A 17,212-nucleotide genomic window follows, 5' to 3' on the forward strand; every position below is an offset into this window, starting at 1 on the left:
TTAGGATTGCGGGCATCGTATAATGGCTATTACCTCAGCCTTCCAAGCTGATGATGCGGGTTCGATTCCCGCTGCCCGCTCCAAATCAGTGCTGATATAGCTCAGTTGGTAGAGCGCACCCTTGGTAAGGGTGAGGTCGGCAGTTCAAATCTGCCTATCAGCACCAGTTTATTTCTCCCCAGCTCATGTAAAATTTCTAAATTTTTTAATGTAACTTTGCTGGGATAATAGAAATGGCAAAAGAAAAGTTTGAACGTACGAAACCCCACGTAAACGTGGGTACAATCGGCCACGTTGACCACGGTAAAACTACCCTAACTGCAGCTATCACTACAGTTCTTTCTAAAACTTACGGCGGTTCTGCTCAGGCTTTCGATCAAATCGATAACGCGCCTGAAGAGAAAGCTCGTGGTATCACCATTTCTACTTCACACGTAGAATATGACACTCCTACTCGTCACTACGCACACGTAGACTGCCCAGGACACGCTGATTACGTTAAAAACATGATCACTGGTGCTGCTCAGATGGACGGTGGTATCCTAGTAGTAGCTGCGACTGATGGCCCTATGCCACAGACTCGTGAGCACATCCTACTTGGTCGTCAGGTTGGTATTCCTTACATCATCGTATTCATGAACAAGTGTGACATGGTTGATGATGAAGAGCTTCTAGAGCTAGTAGAAATGGAAGTTCGTGAACTTCTTAACGAATACGAATTCCCAGGTGATGACCTACCAGTTATCCAAGGTTCAGCTCTTAAAGCGCTTGAAGGCGACGCAGAGTGGGAAAAGAAAATCATCGAGCTTGGTGAAGCGCTTGATTCATACATCCCAGAGCCAGAGCGTGCAATCGACAAGCCGTTCATCCTTCCAATCGAAGACGTATTCTCAATCTCAGGCCGTGGTACTGTTGTAACAGGTCGTGTTGAGCAAGGTATCATCAAGGTTGGTGAAGAAGTAGAAATCGTAGGTATCAAAGACACTACTAAGACTACTTGTACTGGTGTTGAGATGTTCCGTAAGCTTCTTGACGAAGGCCGTGCAGGTGAGAACGTTGGTGTTCTTCTACGTGGTACTAAGCGTGATGAAGTTGAACGTGGTCAAGTACTAGCTAAGCCTGGTTCAATCACTCCACACGTTAACTTCGAAGCAGAAGTATACGTACTATCTAAAGATGAAGGTGGCCGTCATACTCCATTCTTCAAAGGTTACCGTCCACAGTTCTACTTCCGTACAACTGACGTAACTGGTGCTGTAGAGCTTCCAGAAGGCGTAGAAATGGTAATGCCTGGTGACAACCTTAAATTCAAAGTTGAGCTAATTGCTCCGATCGCGATGGAAGAAGGTCTTCGTTTCGCAATCCGTGAAGGTGGTCGTACAGTAGGTGCTGGTGTTGTATCTAAGATCCTAGACTAATCTAGACTTAGCAACATAAGCCAAAAAAGCGCACTTAGGTGCGCTTTTTTTATGCCTGCGATTTTTTAGGTCGGGAGTGAAGCCCCATCAAAAACACGCCGTAAAGCCATCCATGGCGGCTTCGCAGCAGCGTCCCTGCTGCTGAGAGTTTTTGATGGGGCTTCACTCCCTCCTTGATCGGCATGGTAAATAGCTTGAGAGGAGGAAGGAGAACACGCCGTGCTCCCATCCATGTCGGCTTCGCAGCAGCGTCTCTGCTGCAATCAGTGTTTGATGGGGCTTCACTCCTTCCTTAATCGGCATAGTAAATAGCTTGAGAGGAGGAAGGGAAACACGCCGTAAACCCATTCTAGCTTTTAAGTAAGAACACCGACTCCGTGTCCGTGCGATGCAGGGGAACAGAGATCATAGACTCGCTTCTTTTAATCTATGTAAAACGAAAGCTATTGGGAGGGAGGGAGCCGATCTCAAGTTCAGTTGATAGAAACGACATTTGTCTTTATATTTAGGTTTGTATGTCTATCGGAGGCGCTATGAAAGTAAGTGAAAACAAGAGATACGGGACTTACGATAACGAGATCGATTTGGTTGAAATCGTTAGCGGTGGCCTATTAAACAAGCTATCGTCACCGTTTGACGAAGTTGAGGCAGTCCGTAAAGGTTTTCCCGTCAATAGAGTAAAGCGTCTTGAATCCATAATGAGATGGGACCGAAAAGCATTTGCTAAATTTATACGTACTACACCTAAGACGCTTGAAAGATATGCTAGGGATAACAAGCATCTAACTCCACAGGTGAGTGAAAATACACTTGATGTGGCCCGACTAATGAACCTTGGTATCGCTTACTTTGAAAGCGTAGAACGTTGGAACCTTTGGTTAAACACTCCTCACGTCCAATTCAATAATTCAGCCCCTGTCTCTGTGTTAGAGTCAGCCAGTGGTCGCGCCTTGATCAAGCGTATTGTGCTTGGCTTAGAATACGGTTTCGTAGCCTAGTGCTTGTCTATCGTATAGCACCAAGAAAGAACAACTCTATCGAGAACGCGCTCAATGGCATAGGTGGCCATTATTGTGAAGGACGGTGGCACTATACAGGGCAGTCTGTGTTCTATACTGCTAGCAGTCGGGCTTTAGCGATGTTAGAGCGATTAGTTAATGACTCATCTGAAGTGTTGAAAAAGGATCTCACTATCACCACAGTGCTATTGTCGGAAGAAGTTCGTATAAAACGTTTATCAGTTAACGAACTGCCTGCTGGCTGGGATGCCATGCCATACTCGCAGCATACCCAACAGCTCGGCACGACTTGGCTTCAAAATAAGTCCTCTGCCGTACTACAAGTACCATCAAGTGTTTGTCCAGGTTAGTTTAACTTTGTATTGAACCCCGAACATATCGATGCTCAGCATTTCAAAGTTGTAGATTGTAAACCTTTTTACTACCCGCCTCGTTTGGCTGAAAAACTATAGGGTAGTTGCTAGAAATCTTCCCCATTAACCGCTTTCCCGAAGCTGTCTGCCTATAAAATACGAATGTCACTTGCCAATGATTTCTTATAGTGTTGTTATACTGTAACAATTAATGGCTATCATGCCCGGCTTTATTGTTTAACGAGATTTTCATGATTACACGACGCCAGTTTTTAGTAGGCTCTTTGGCATTTGGTGGACTAGCTACCAGTGCTTTTGGTAAGAAAATGAACTTGGCATCAATGCCAATTAGTGAAGGCTATGGCGCGCTCGTAGACGACCCTCAAAAGCTGCTCGATTTACCCAAAGGCTTTAGCTATAAAGTTATTTCAAGTCTTGGCAATGCGATGTCTGACGGTATGCATGTACCTGATAGAGCAGATGGTATGGGATGTCTACCCATAGAAGGTAGTAGCAATAAGGTAGCGCTTGTACGCAATCATGAACTGCACCCCAAACACTTAGATGCACAACCCAAGACCATTCAAGAACAAACCAGCAATCTAGCCTACGATAGGTATGCTAATGGCATTGCGTTACCTGGCGGTACCACAACTGTGGTGTATAACCTTAACTCCAATGAGGTTGAGCGAGAGTTTATAAGCCTTACTGGCACCGTAAGAAACTGCTCTGGCGGCATTACGCCTTGGGGCACTTGGTTGACGTGTGAAGAATCGGTAGACCGCCCTAATGGCCCTAACGGCGACGTAGTAAATAACGACCACGGCTATATCTTTGAAGTGCCTGCCAATGCGAGCTCATTAATAAAAGCGAAGCCGCTTAAAGCTATGGGACGTTTTAATCACGAAGCAGCTTGTGTGGACCCTAAAACCGGTATTGTTTATCTGACCGAAGATAGGGGCGATAGTTTGCTTTATCGCTTTGTACCTAAGGAGTACGGCAACTTAGCGGCAGGCGGTCAGTTAGAAGCGTTGATGATAAAAGACAAACCTCAGTTCGATACACGTAACTGGAATACTAATGCTATGCCTGTAACTACATGGTTCGACGTTGAGTGGGTAGCCTTAGATAACCCAGAAAGCCCTAATGATGATTTACGCGTGCAAGGGTACGATAAAGGTGCTGCGCTGTTCGCTCGCGGTGAAGGCATACACTGGGGCGAAGATGAGCTTTATTTCTGTTGTACCAATGGCGGACAAAAGCAGTTAGGTCAGGTAATGAAGCTTGTTCCATCTACAGATGGTAAACAAGACAAGCTTCAGCTGTTTTTAGAAAGTGAGGACAAAAGCCTGTATAACTTTGGCGATAATCTAACAGTGTGCCCGAACGGTCATCTGTTAGTGTGTGAAGATCAATATACCGACATAGTGGACAACCATTTGCGTGGTGTTACGCCAAGCGGAGAAGTATACAACTTTGCCAAACTACATACGCAAACTGAACTTGCAGGTGCGTGCTTCTCACCAGACGGTAATACGCTTTTCGTCAATATTTACTCACCAACGAAAACCTTGGCAATTACTGGTCCGTGGCTTAAAGCCTAAGTTTTTCAAATGATTTTAGGAGCAGCGTTTTAATAAAACGCTGTTCCTACCCCTTTCTCAAAACAGCTGACGTTTTAACGCAAGTAGCATCACCAATCCAGATAACCATTTTTCACACACCATTCCAGCTTCTACTACTCATAAAATAATTCGATTAGCTAGAACTTTCATAATCGTTTTATTTGATTGTTTGAATCATTTTATCTCGTTTTAATAGTTTTACTCAATTAATGATAATGCTCTTAACTCAACAAGGAGAGCGAAATGAGCGCACTATTAAAAAAGCTAACAACGGCGAATAGCCACCGTGTTTCCTCCACTACGAAGCAATCAATTCAAACGCAATGTAATTACGCTGATAACTATTACGGCGACCAAGTATGCGTAGAAGTTAAAGCCCCTAAACCTCGTACCAACCTTCACGTAGGAGTACAGCTGTGAGAACATCAATGAAATCAACCTTAACTAAATTCGTATTAGGCAGCGTTGCTGCCAGTATGCTTACTTTAGGCGTAAGTGCAGATACACTCACTCGCCAAAATGGCGCACCGGTAGGCGACAACCAGAACTCGCAAACAGCAGGTCCATGGGGTCCAGTACTACTACAAGACTCTCACCTTATTGAAAAGCTAGCAGCATTCGACCGTGAACGTATTCCAGAGCGTGTTGTTCACGCCCGTGGTGTTGGTATTCACGGCTACTATGAAAACTATGTCGACCTATCTGACGAGACCGTTGCCGCACCATTTCAAGGCGAAGGTAAAAAGACTGAAGTATTTGTTCGTTTTTCATCAGTAGTTCACGGACATTTATCGCCAGAGACGCTGCGTGACCCACGTGGTTTTGCGGTGAAGTTTTACACCGAACAGGGAAACTGGGATCTAGTAGGTAACAACTTCCCGGTATTCTTTATTCGCGATGCAATTAAATTCCCTGATATGGTTCACGCATTTAAACCGTCGCCGGTAACGAACAAGCAAGATGCGAAGCGCATTTTTGACTTTTTCTCTCACGTGCCAGAGTCAACGCATACGTTAACCATGCTTTTCTCTGATTACGGTACACCAGCAAGCTATTTAAATATGGACGGCTCAGGCGTTCACGCATTTAAATTTGTTGATGACGAAGGTAATTACAAGTATGTGAAGTTTACTTGGAAAGCGAACCAACCTATTAAGAACTTCTCTGCTGAAGAAGCAATGAAAGTTCAAGGTATGGACTTCCAGCCGCACACCACGGATGTGTATACCCGTATCGGTGAAAAAGGTGAAACAGCATCTTGGGATCTGTATCTTCAAGAGTTAGAGCCAGAACAGTTAGATGATTTCGAGTTTAATCCACTTGATACTACTAAAATTTGGCCTGAGTCTTTAGTTCCTGCTAAGAAAATTGGTCGCCTAGTGCTTAACCGTGTGCCAGACAACTTCTTTGAAGAAACTGAGCAAGCGGCATTTGCACCAAGCAACTTAATTCCAGGTATTGAGCCATCAGAAGACAGAATGCTCCAAGGTCGTTTGTTCTCGTATGCTGATACGCAGCGCTATCGTTTAGGTGTTAATGCGTACCGCATTCCTATTAACGCGCCGAAAAACGCGGTTATCAATAACCACGAGCAACACGGTCAGCTTCGCACAACTAGCTCTAATCGCGATGTGAACTATCAGCCAAGCCGTCGTCTTGATCTTAACGAAGACCCAGCGTTTCGTTATTCAAGCAAGCCGCTTGCAGGTATGACACAACAAATTCCGTTCTATAAAGAACAGAACTTTAAGCAAGCGGGTGAGTTTTTCAGAAACCTAACTAAAGAAGGTCAAGCGCACCTTATTAGTAACTTAGGTGGAGCGTTAGCATCGGTTCCTGAAGAAGAGATTCGCGTAATCATTAGTGCTTATATGTACAACGCAGATAAGAACTACGGTAAGGGCGTAGCTAAACTAGCTAAAGCGCCAATGTCGAAAGTTCGCCAAACTGCAAAAGACTTGATGGAGCAACAGGCAGCACGCGCTGCAAAAGCAAAGCAAGTTGCAGAGAGCCTAACGGCACTTATGCAATAAGCTAAGTAGCAATAACGTTGGGAGTTATACCACAGTGTTGAGTAACTCCCATTTTTCTTTAACGACCTTTCTCTTATAGCTTTGCTAAAACCGCTTTGCCAAAAGAGTTTAGTAGTAACCAAATTTAATTTACCAGTAAGGGGGCACAATGTCTTTTTTGAAGCAAACACTTATGGCAGCACTGTTCGTCGTTGCCACCTTCACCAGTGTTTATACTAGTGCGGCAACTGACTCAACAACTCAAGCTAATCCTCAACAACGTGCAACTACGCCTAATATGGAAGCCTTAAAAGCGCGCTATTTTGATGCGGCGCGAGAAGGCGATAGCGCCATGCTAGCTGCATTTTATCAAGCTGGCCTAGATATTAACGTAGCGGATGAAAAAGGCTATACCGCGCTTATACTTGCGGCGTACCATGGGCACACCGACACTGTTAATTTTCTAATCAGTGAAGCTAATGCTAACCCATGTCAAGAAGACAATCGCGGCAATACTGCGTTAATGGGGGCCATCTTTAAAGGGCATGTAAGCGTGGCCAAACAGCTAGTGTTTGCCGATTGCGATATTGACGAAGAAAACGCACAGGGCCAAACCGCGTTAATGTTCGCAAGCCTGTTCGACAGACAAGAAATTATCAATACGCTTATCGATAAAGGGGCTAACCCAGCTCATATGGATAAAGCGGGCAACTCAGTAGCAGATATCGCACTTTCACAAGGTAACTACGAGTTAGCAAAAATACTAAACAAAAGCGTTGATTAATCTTCAACGCTTTTAAATCGCCCTAAGATTTGGCTGCTGTCAGCAACTGAACTTATTTAAAAGGGTTGTGCGTATAGTCAAAGGATACACCTAGGTCTTTGCGTTCAGTTAATCGCTGGCTTCCATTGGTGGTATACAAACTTTTTGCCAAATAAGCCTTGTATGCCGCACTATCAATAGTATCTACATACCACCAATCACAGGTTACTTTTAGATGGGTAACATCAACAATCATAAAGCCGTGAGATTTAAGCTCTACGTATTTCATATGTGGGTTCATTGTCGGTATCAATTTGGCTAGCGGGTCTGCAGCAGGGTCGCTTAACCCCGGCGATGTTACCGAAGGCGTCACAAACTCCACTGCTAAGGGCTGTTCACCAAGGCGAACACGATCGTTGTAGGTGTACCCGTTAGTGCTATCTTCAAAAACCTCCATTCCCCAAGACGTGTGGATATCGCCTGTTAATACAACCGTATTCTCTATTCTATAGGCTTTGATGGCGTCCAGAATTCGTTGCCTAGCTTCAGGGTAGCCATCCCATTGGTCCATGTTAAGCGCAAGAATATCTTTGGTAACAGGAATTCCGGCTGCCTCTAGGTTTGGCGCGTTCAGTCCTTTGAATTGACCAAACATCACTTGTTGCCCTAAAAAGCGCCATGTAGACGTAGATGTAGTGAGCTTATCTAGCAACCAGCGTTCTTGGCTATCGCCAAGAAGTGTACGGTTGGTATCGTAGCGTTCTGCTGAAACAGGTGAATCAACCTGCGGATCGCGCCCTTCAATGCGTGTATCAAGCATATATAAATCAAGGAGCGAGCCCCACTCAAAATGCCTGTAGATGCTGCCTTCGCGAATAGGCATCCATTCATAATAGGCTTGAATTGCGTAAGATTTGCGTAGTTGGTAGTTGCCTTCGCCCTCGTTATGGTTTTCAGCGCCAGTGCGATGAGCATCATTCGTTATTTCATGATCATCCCACACCGTGATAAAGGGGTAGGCAGCATGCAATAACGCTAGGTCTGGATCAGTTTTGTATTGGGCGTGTCGGGTCCGGTAGTCACTTAAGCTGGTAATTTCTTTGTCAGGCAGTGGCGCTCTGCCTAACCGCGATCCATCGCCATATTCATCTTCGGCGTATTCATATAAGTAGTCGCCTAAGTGAAGGACGGCATCAATATCCCCAACGGCATTCTTGTTCGTAATAGCATGGTAGACATTGAAAAAGCCCTCGGGGTAGTTTGAACAACTTACAACCGCAAAGCGGGCATGGTCTGTCGTGACAGGTGCCGTTTTCGTAGTGCCTATGCGGCTTCTATAGCCGCTGACTTCAAATTGATAGAAGTAGGTGGTATCCGACGAAAGGTTTTGGACATCTACTTTTACGGTATAGTCTCGACTTTCAGACGTGGTTAACTGTTCTTTAAGCACGCTGTTTTTCATCGAACTGTCTAAAGCAACATGCAGAGTGACTAGTGTTTCAGTTGCAACATGACTGATGCGAGTCCATAGGACTACAGCGTTAGGGAGCGGATCACCACTGGCAACTCCATGTTGGAAGTAGTAGTTGTTATCAAGCTTAAAAGACGTATTCAGCGCTTCAAAAGGCGCGGCTGAAGCCCTAAAGCCTAAAATTGAAGCGGATAACCCCGCCGTTTTAAAAAATTGTCGACGGGAATAATTTATCGCGTTTTTCATTGTTTTACCTTCTCTCTCAATAGGGGAGCGCGCTTCAGCCGAATACAACTACAGCGCTAGCAATACCTTAATTGTCTAAATACGGAGTTATTTATTTGTAATTCGTAAACTCAGCCCCTCGTATTGAGAGCGAGCATGAATACCAATAGAAACGGCGCTTCCATGCGGTACGTCAATGATGCAGCTTTCCGTATTGTCTACCCCATTAGAGCGGCATACATAGTTACGAAAACTGACGTTTTGGCCAATTTGTACATACAAATCAGCATCGCCAAAACCGCGCTCTAAATAAATGGAAAGGGTCCTGTCGTTCTCAATAGCATCAACGAAATAGGTTTCAAAAACGCCTGTGCTTGCGTGCAAGTTTGCAAGGGTCTGCGGCGGCGTTAAAAGGTTGTTTGGCGTTGAAAAGCAATCTTCGGTAGCTAAAAAGGCCACGTGTAAAACAGGTGCTTTGGTGTTTTCGCTAGCGTCGATAAAGCGTTGCTGTAGAGGATGCATCGATGAAATTCCAAGCCCAAACGCACCGTGTTCTAAAAACTGTTGCTGCAGTGTACGAATAGTAGATTCGTCTAAAGGAAGGGTTATATTATTACCTGCATCAATGACGTTAACATTTGCAAATGCATTGCTAGAAAAGAGCGAATGCCCACTATGCCAGTTCACAGTGTTTTCATTGAAGCTTGGCGTAACAATTGATATACCCAATGCCGTGGGGTTCGGATATACGGGAAATAGTTCGCTAGCTAACCCCGTTGCGGTACTTGTTTGGCTTGGGTTAGATTGAAAAGACAAGGTAGCGCTATCGAGAGTGGCACATTTTGCTATGTCACTTGCATCAAAGCTCATCAGAGCTTTTGTTTCACCATACTGAATATGGTTATTAACCACCATCATACCGCTAGGGTAAGCATTGTAGTTCATCGTAGGTTTTGCACTAGAGATAAAACTATCGTGCTTTGCAGTAAGCGTATAAGCCCGTTGATTTTCTTGATTTGGCGGTAAGTAGGTTGTTAACCCTTTGCTGTTCTGAGTCAGAGTGAAAACAGCGCCTACGTCATTGGCTACCCACCATTTAATATTTTCAGGCAAGGCTAACGGGTTCCTTTCTCTTTCCTCCATCGAAAGAGTGCTGGCTTCTTCATCAAATTCAGCGGTACGCACTTGTATTTCACTAGAAGTAATGCTCAACACTTTAAATTGTTGAATACTGGCAAGGTCAATGGTCCAAGGGTAGGACTGATTAGCAGAACGGGCCGGAGCGCCCCAGCTGCCTTCACCCACATAAACGGTGCCGCCTTCGTCTGAACGACGAAAGGCGACCTCGTTTTGCACTGGTGTCATAGGATAGGTCAGTTTGTTGATGTGGGTATCTGACTCAACAACAAGGTTCATGTTGCGCTGGTAAAACAGTGTTGCCCACCACTGGAACAACCCTTCATTCGATGACTTTCCATCGAAATGAGGGAAGATGGGCTTGTGGTATTGGGCTAGTCGCCACAAGGGCGCTTGCTGGCTCAACTGCAAATCTGACGCAAGCCAATCATTCATCTGGGTTGCATACACGTGCCATCCACTTTCTTGGTACTGACTGTTGAGCGTATAAACTCTAGCCAGTGCATTAACGGTTAACGCGCCGTAGGTGTCTTGTTCATCACACACATTGTCTCGTATAAAGTCGACACCGAATACCTGACATAAGGTGGCATAGTTGGTGTCTTCGTGATTACCGTGAGTGGGAATGATGGGATAAATGCGCTTAAACGCTTTGCCGTTTATAACATCATTTGAAAAAGTTAGCTGCCAGTCATCAAGAAAACCCGCCATTTCAAAAGGGGTATTACCATTGGTGAAGTCACCACCGTGCATAATAAACAAGGGGCGAATCTTCGCTACTAGCTTGTTGCCTTCCTGCCGCGTCGTCCAGCCCGTGCGTGTGTCGCCGCCTGCAATAGCTGTAAATGGTGTAGGTTCAGTTGATGCAGTTTTAAACCACATTGGGGTATCACAACCATCAAAATCACATACCTTGAAGTAAATCGCACTGTCGGCAGGCAAACGGGTAAGCCGCACAAAGTAAGATTCAAGGCTAAAGAAACTGGCTTTGTGACTAATTTCTACCCGTTGCCATTGGTCTTCATCGGTTGACGTTCCATAAAGAACATAAGGTGAAAGGCTAACCCCCTTAGGTGAAAAACCTACTATCGCCTGGTGTGCGGGGTCGCTATCCCATGCTAACCGGTATAAGTGAGTAGCTGATACTACCGTGCCCGCATAACTCAATAAAAGCAGTGCCAGAATCGTTCTATAACTACGCATAATCATATGACTGTTACCTTAGTTTTGTTTGGTGCGTATTGGATAAAAAAATGAGGCGATGAGATATGGGGGGAACACCCTATTGATGGGGGAGTCATAAAAAATTCATAATTGTGCAGCATAAGTATTCGGCAAATTTGTGTACGAAAATGACGCGCAAAAAACTGTTTTTATTTAGCCATCTGGTAGTAGGCTGTTGCTTAATCACACAGTTGTTAAGCGGCTTTCGTATTGCGTCACAGCATCGAGACTTTTGGCTTTATTTTGATTGGCTGTTACCTGAAGGGCTTGTGCATATTTGGCACGTGATTTCAGGGCTGTTATTGCTTGTGATGATACCGGTAATGCTTTTCGCGCTGCTAAATCAACGAAAAGAAAAGGCCGTACCAAAAACATTTAACCAAATAGGCTCTGCACTTATGTGCGTGTCGGTATTGAGTGGAGGGGCACAATTCTTTTTTGAACTGACACATATAGTGGTGCGCTTTATCCATTATTATAGTGCGGTTGGACTACTTATTTTTATTGCGCTACACCCCTTGCGATACTACTTTCAAAAGCCGGTAACATACCTTCTCCACATTATTTTTGAACCTTTCACTTTCAAGCAAGGATATTTTTATTTAGGGGCAGCTGCATTGGTAACGTGTAGTTTGTACTTGTTCACATTATCTACGCCTACCACTCTGCAATCTAAAGTGGTTGCCGACGATGTGTTTATCAAAATTGATGGAAAAGCCAATGAGAGTGCTTGGCAAAAGGCACCTGGCGTCATAGTAAAAACTTTTGCCGGCGCCAATTTTTATAAAGGGACGTCGGACGTTACGATTAAAACGCTGCACAATACGGCTGAAACATATTTCTTTGTTCGCTGGCAAGATCCTACGGAAAGTTTACTTCACCTTCCTTTAGTTAAAACCGATGCAGGTTGGCGAGTAAAAAGCCATGGTTTTGAGCGGTTCGATGAGAAGGAGTATTACGAAGATAAACTGGCGCTGCTGTTTTCTAAAAGTTGCAGTATAGCAGCCGCTGCCACCGCCCATTTAGGGAGTCAGCCTCGGTCTGAACTACCTGCTAATAAACATAAAAAAGGCTATCACTTTACATCCGACGGTGTCGTTGATTTGTGGCAGTGGAAAGCGGTAAGGACGAATGCTATGTACTTGGTCGACGACAGTTATATCGGCAGGCCCGTAGCGCCTATTATAGGCGAAAAAAGGTACACGGCCGGCTATCAGCAAGACGGCGATATGGGGGAAGCTACGTCTTAAACTGGAAATGGTACAGCAGCGAAAATGTTACCCCGAAACGCCTTCCTAACGCACCTTCGTTTGACCATCAAGGTTATGCTAGCTGGTTTGACTACAAAGCTTATTCTCCCAAACGGGATGATTTACCAATAGGCAGTTTGATCAACTCGGTTTTGTACCGTTCTAATCAGCTTGAAGGGGGACGAGCCGACGTGCGTGCTTATGGAAGGTATGCAAACGGTTACTGGAACCTTGAAATTGTGCGAAAGAAGCAAGCTTCCGAAAAGACAGACATCAGTTTAACTGATGGTATTTGTTTGTGGGTAAGCGCGTTTGATCACGCTCAAATTGCTCATACCCGACATGTTAGACCCTTGCGGCTTAGCTATGAATTGTAAGGGTAATGCGATGCTGTTATTCGTAAAAAAGCTTTTTGTCCTTTGCGCTATAGTCCTCGTTGGTACGCAGTTAAGCGTACTTTATCAATTTTTAAAAAGCGTGCCTGATATATTTGCAGCTAAAGAAACAGCAGAGTATCGATTCGTAAAATTGAACTCACATGGACAGGCCATTTCAAATGAGCAAGGCCCTTGGCATTGTGTTTACGACAGAGAGCTCGAGGTTACTTGGCTGGTGGGAAGAGATGACGAGTCACCCTTTGACAGTTATTGGAGCTACAGTTGGTTCGACGAAAAAAAGCGTAAAGGAGTGCAAGAGCGAGGGAGTTGTTATTTCAACAAGCCGGGTTGCGATACAAGGCATATTCAGCAGCAAGCGATTAAACGGAAAGTGTGTAACCTATCTAACTGGCGCTTGCCCAATGAAGAAGAGCTGACTGCCTTGGTTCAAACACCAACGAAACCTAATGGCCCTTTTATACAAAGCGCTTTTTTTCCTCATGTTCAAAAAGGGGATTATTGGTCGCAAACGCAGAGCAACAGTATTAATACACAAGCGCTTGCGTATTTGGAAGTTGGCGCGGTTGCGGTCAACTTCAAATATGGAAAAAGTCGAGTTCTACCTTTTAGAAATGCTGCTCATGTCATGCTTGTTGCGGACAAAAAAGCGCTACCCCTTTCGACGCATCAAAGTACGTTCTTAGGTAGAAAGCAAAGCATCGCATACACTCACAATTAACTAGCCATTGGCACTATGTAGGGGGAACTCCCTATTTGCACTTCGTACAGTTGATTCGATACTGAGTCTACAAATTCACAAAGGTAGCCTTGCCATGAAGTCTCTAATTGCCGCTATGTTCGTTCTGTTTTCTGCGCCTTCTTTCGCCGGCGTAATCACCTACGATTTTACGCGCCTAGTGTTAGGTGATGAATCGGAGGAAACCAGTTTAGTTGGGCAAATTACCTTCGATGAAAACGAAACCCAGTTCAATATGAACACATGGTTATCGTTTGTCTTTCAGTTAGAGTTTGATGGCGTCTCTTACGATATTTTAGAAGACGACATTGCTGACTTTGCGATAGTTGATTTAGATGATGGTGTGTTTGGTGATGAAAGCAGTGAAGGCTTTGAGTTCTTCATCGAAGATTCAAGTGTTCCTTACGAGTTTACTATTAGTTCAGGTTTAGCTGGACTAGGGCAAACCGATACTTGTGTTTTCTTTGAAAATGGCGACCGCTGTGCGGGCGGTTTGTTTCAGTTAGTTAAAACAGTAGAGCCTAATGATGGTTCCAACAATGGCTCAACGCAAGTGAGTGAACCCGCTTCCTTTGCTACTCTAATGCTAGTTTTGTTCGCATTGACTTCACTGAGGAAACGCCAACAGTAAAGCGTTTTTAATTTTAATAAGCGTTTCATTTCTTATACCGCGTTCGTTCCCTCCAACATATCTATGATTCTCGATAGTTGGTGTTTTTAGCTCTCCTTTTGTGAGGGCTTTTTTCTTTTTAAATTCCTGTTTTTTCAGCGCCTTTATAAATTACACCGAATAGGGGGAACTCCCCATAGTTTTGCTTCTTTGGTTGTTAAATACTCAAGGGGTACTCAAAGAGAGGTGTATTATGAAGTTCCTTAATAAAAAAACAGTATTATCAGTAGCTATTGCTTGTGCCCTACCAGCGAGCATGGTGAATGCAAAAACTTTCGACAAAACATTGGCCGATGCACTTGCTGCTTCGCCACTAGAACTACAACAAGTTATTGTTACATTTGAAGGTAAGGGACCTGCCACAACAGAACAAATTACCGCACTTGAATCGTTAGGCATCACTGGCGGTGTTAGCCTGCGTAACGTGCCTATTGTTGGTGTGTTAGCTAACAAACAGCAAGTAGAAGCGCTTTATCAACGTGATGACGTGGTGTCAGTGTGGAACAACGACCCGCTAGAACTAGAAAACCATGAGTCTACCCAAATTACGGGTGTACAGGCACTACAGGCTGACCGTAACATTCGCATAAATGGCATGCCGGTATCAGGTAAGGGCATTGGTGTAGTGGTAAACGACTCGGGTGTTGACGGCACACACAGCGATTTAGCATTCCCTGATCACGTTGTGCAAAACGTTCTAGCGCAGGTGAACTTAAATAGCTACAGCGGCATTTTACCGATTACATACCAAGAAAACGTATCTAACACCGATATTCTAGGCGGTCACGGAACGCACGTAGCTGGTACAGTTGGCGGTAACGGCGCTAAGAGCGGTGGCTTGCATGCAGGTGTGGCTCCAGGTGCAGATATTATTGGTTATGGCTCGGGCGCAGGTCTATTTATCCTCGATACTATTGGCGGCTTCGACTACGCGTTAACCCACCAGTTCGACTACAACATTCGTGTTATCTCTAACTCCTTCGGTAACACTGGTGATGTGGGTACAGAATTTAACCCAGACGATCCAACAAACGTTGTTACTAAAGCACTGGCAGACAACGGTATTATTACCGTGTTCTCGGCAGGTAACTCAGGTCCAGGCGAATCGACAATTACCGGTAACTTTAAAAAGGCCCCTTGGGTAATTACAGTGGCTGCGGGTAACAAGCAGGGTGAGCTAGCTGACTTTAGTTCTCGCGGTGTCGACGGAAAAGGCGGACAAGCGGTTGTCGATGGTGAAGTGTTCACGTGGGAAGACCGTCCTACCGTAACAGCTCCTGGTGTAGACGTTATTTCTGCTCGTGCATCACTGTCTAGCTTAGGCGGTTTGAGCGCCGCTGACGACGCTGAAATGATTGAGCCACAACACCTACCGTTTTATACCGTGTCTAGCGGCACTTCAATGGCAGCGCCCCACGTGTCAGGTATTGTTGCGCTAATGCTAGAAGCGAATCCAAACCTTCAGTGGGAAGATGTTAAGCGTATTCTTCAGGAAACCGCAACACCAATGGCTGGTATGGACGAGTGGGAAGTGGGCGCAGGTTATGTTAACGCCTATGCTGCGGTAACTGCAGTGCTTGAAGGTGAAGAAGTATTCGGCGATACCGTGAAGAAAAATCGCGAATTTAACGCATTTGCTAATGTTGCTGAAGGCGATAGCTTTACTCGGTCTGTTACCTACCTGCCAGTCGGCGAGTCACCGACTGAAACATTTGAAGTTGGTCCTGAAGTATCTATGGTTGTGGCAAATGCATCTATCGAAACGGCAACAGCGTTCGTACTAGAAGACCCAGCAGGAAATACCTACGGTTCTGGCATCGGCCTGCCTGTTTTGGGTTCTTCGGTTGGTACAGCTGCGCCGGGTATGCCTGGTACATGGAAACTGTATAGCCGCGGTATTGGCAGCATTAGCGGTGTGTCAGTTGACCCACTAGGTGTTACAAACGGTGTGGGTATTCCTGGCACTAACGATGTGAATATTCGCTTGTTAGTAACATCAGGTTATACCGGTATTGATGATGTTGTAGGTCATCCTGCCAAACCTTTCATTGAATACGTTGTTGCCAATGAACTAATGGATGCAAAAGAAAGCGGTTTTGCCCCAGATGCACCATTAACGCGTGTAGAGCTTGCAGATACGCTAGCGCTTAGTGCAAACCTACGTCAAACCAATGACGGTAACACAGTTAACTTCACTGATGTGAGTGCAGAAAATGCTGCCGCGGTAAATTCAGCAACAGCGACTGGCGCGGTGTTAGGGGACCTAGAGATGAATACGCAGCCCGTAATGCAAGTCGATGGTGACTTCTTTGGTAGTAGCATTCAGGTTAGCAAGGAAGAAATGGCGTACTCAATGGTTCAAGCATTAGGTCTTGAAGATGCCGCGAACAGCTTTGACTCTGAAAAGGTTATCGCTATTGTGCTTGGTGAAGCGGTGGAAGTTGAAGATACTGATGCAATTGCGCCTGAGTATCGCGGCCATGTTCAACAGGCGCTAGCTGCAGGAATAATGCAGGTGGAAGTTAAAATAGAGCAAGGTCCATTTGACCTGCAGCCTACAATTAAAGCCTTCTTTAAACCACAAGATGGCGTGTCACGAGGTGAAGCGGCGTTTATCCTAACGCAATACGCAGAACTTTAGTCCTTAGGGTTGAGGGCAGGTTGTAACATTCAAAACACGCGGTAAACCCATCCATGGGCGCTCCACAGCAGCATCCCTGCTGCTGAGGGTTTTGAATGTTACAACCGGCCCTCGCGTGATTTTTAGAAAGAGGGGAGGCAGATGAAGCAAGGCCCCTCTTGTTTGTTTAGGTTTCGCCGAAAGTTTATCGCTCAACATCAGAATTTATCCATGGGCGCTCCACAGCAGCATCCCTACTACTGAAGATTTTCAATGTCACAACCAGATCTC

At 45.1% G+C, this 17,212-nt stretch carries 13 protein-coding genes, 2 tRNA genes and 1 pseudogene; 14 read left to right on the forward strand and 2 right to left on the reverse strand.

Annotated elements, in window-relative coordinates; genetic code table 11:
- Positions 1–8 precede the first annotated feature (8 nt).
- The 9 genes from ACYX4M_RS09820 (at position 9) to ACYX4M_RS09860 (ending at position 7,211) form a co-directional block, all read left to right on the forward strand.
- A tRNA-Gly gene (locus ACYX4M_RS09820) sits at positions 9–83 on the forward strand.
- A gap of 7 nt (positions 84–90) precedes the next feature.
- Positions 91–166: transfer RNA gene (locus ACYX4M_RS09825), tRNA-Thr, on the forward strand.
- Positions 167–233: 67 nt separating this feature from the next.
- Positions 234–1,418, forward strand: coding sequence for an elongation factor Tu (gene tuf / locus ACYX4M_RS09830; RefSeq protein ID WP_012519826.1), 1,185 nt, complete (start codon positions 234–236; stop codon positions 1,416–1,418).
- 533 nt (positions 1,419–1,951) lie between these two features.
- A complete protein-coding gene (locus tag ACYX4M_RS09835; protein ID WP_476079951.1) occupies positions 1,952–2,416 on the forward strand; it encodes an antitoxin Xre/MbcA/ParS toxin-binding domain-containing protein in 465 nt (154 codons plus the stop codon).
- On the forward strand, positions 2,416–2,787 hold the full coding sequence (locus tag ACYX4M_RS09840) for an RES family NAD+ phosphorylase (RefSeq protein WP_476079952.1): 372 nt from the start codon (positions 2,416–2,418) through the stop codon (positions 2,785–2,787). Before ACYX4M_RS09835 ends, ACYX4M_RS09840 begins: the two co-directional genes overlap by 1 nt.
- 254 nt (positions 2,788–3,041) lie before the next feature.
- Positions 3,042–4,394, forward strand: coding sequence for an alkaline phosphatase PhoX (locus tag ACYX4M_RS09845; protein ID WP_476079953.1), 1,353 nt, complete (start codon positions 3,042–3,044; stop codon positions 4,392–4,394).
- A gap of 264 nt (positions 4,395–4,658) precedes the next feature.
- Positions 4,659–4,835 (forward strand): hypothetical protein, encoded by a 177-nt coding sequence (locus tag ACYX4M_RS09850; protein WP_476079954.1) that lies wholly within the window; start codon positions 4,659–4,661, stop codon positions 4,833–4,835.
- Positions 4,832–6,448 carry a catalase gene (locus ACYX4M_RS09855; protein ID WP_476079955.1) on the forward strand — a complete coding sequence of 539 codons (1,617 nt, stop codon included), beginning with the start codon at positions 4,832–4,834 and terminating at the stop codon, positions 6,446–6,448. Before ACYX4M_RS09850 ends, ACYX4M_RS09855 begins: the two co-directional genes overlap by 4 nt.
- A gap of 148 nt (positions 6,449–6,596) precedes the next feature.
- Entirely contained in the window at positions 6,597–7,211 is a 615-nt protein-coding gene (locus tag ACYX4M_RS09860; protein ID WP_476079956.1) for an ankyrin repeat domain-containing protein, read from the forward strand.
- 52 nt (positions 7,212–7,263) lie between these two features.
- Here ACYX4M_RS09860 and ACYX4M_RS09865 read toward each other — a convergent pair whose 3' ends face one another.
- Together ACYX4M_RS09865 and ACYX4M_RS09870 are read right to left on the reverse strand one after the other, a co-directional pair.
- Positions 7,264–8,907 (reverse strand): alkaline phosphatase D family protein, encoded by a 1,644-nt coding sequence (locus tag ACYX4M_RS09865; RefSeq protein ID WP_476079957.1) that lies wholly within the window; start codon positions 8,905–8,907, stop codon positions 7,264–7,266.
- An 87-nt stretch (positions 8,908–8,994) separates the two neighbouring features.
- On the reverse strand, positions 8,995–11,232 hold the full coding sequence (locus ACYX4M_RS09870; protein WP_476079958.1) for a DNRLRE domain-containing protein: 2,238 nt from the start codon (positions 11,230–11,232) through the stop codon (positions 8,995–8,997).
- A 143-nt stretch (positions 11,233–11,375) separates the two neighbouring features.
- On the opposite strand from ACYX4M_RS09870, the gene ACYX4M_RS09875 reads away from it, so the two are divergent.
- The 5 genes and pseudogenes from ACYX4M_RS09875 to ACYX4M_RS09895 all read left to right on the forward strand — a co-directional run bounded on the left by ACYX4M_RS09875 (position 11,376) and on the right by ACYX4M_RS09895 (position 16,942).
- Entirely contained in the window at positions 11,376–12,497 is a 1,122-nt protein-coding gene (locus ACYX4M_RS09875; RefSeq protein WP_476079959.1) for an ethylbenzene dehydrogenase-related protein, read from the forward strand.
- 35 nt (positions 12,498–12,532) lie between these two features.
- Positions 12,533–12,874 (forward strand): annotated as a pseudogene (locus ACYX4M_RS09880) (ethylbenzene dehydrogenase-related protein); the annotation flags it as partial.
- Between the two features lie 10 nt (positions 12,875–12,884).
- Complete coding sequence (locus tag ACYX4M_RS09885; RefSeq protein WP_476079960.1) at positions 12,885–13,613, forward strand: Lcl C-terminal domain-containing protein; 729 nt, start codon at positions 12,885–12,887, stop codon at positions 13,611–13,613.
- A 94-nt stretch (positions 13,614–13,707) separates the two neighbouring features.
- A complete protein-coding gene (locus ACYX4M_RS09890; protein ID WP_476079961.1) occupies positions 13,708–14,262 on the forward strand; it encodes a hypothetical protein in 555 nt (184 codons plus the stop codon).
- A gap of 232 nt (positions 14,263–14,494) precedes the next feature.
- Positions 14,495–16,942 carry a S8 family serine peptidase gene (locus ACYX4M_RS09895; protein WP_476079962.1) on the forward strand — a complete coding sequence of 816 codons (2,448 nt, stop codon included), beginning with the start codon at positions 14,495–14,497 and terminating at the stop codon, positions 16,940–16,942.
- Positions 16,943–17,212: the final 270 nt, after the last annotated feature.

The sequence above is a fragment of the Alteromonas sp. ABV4_150 genome, assembly GCF_056311745.1.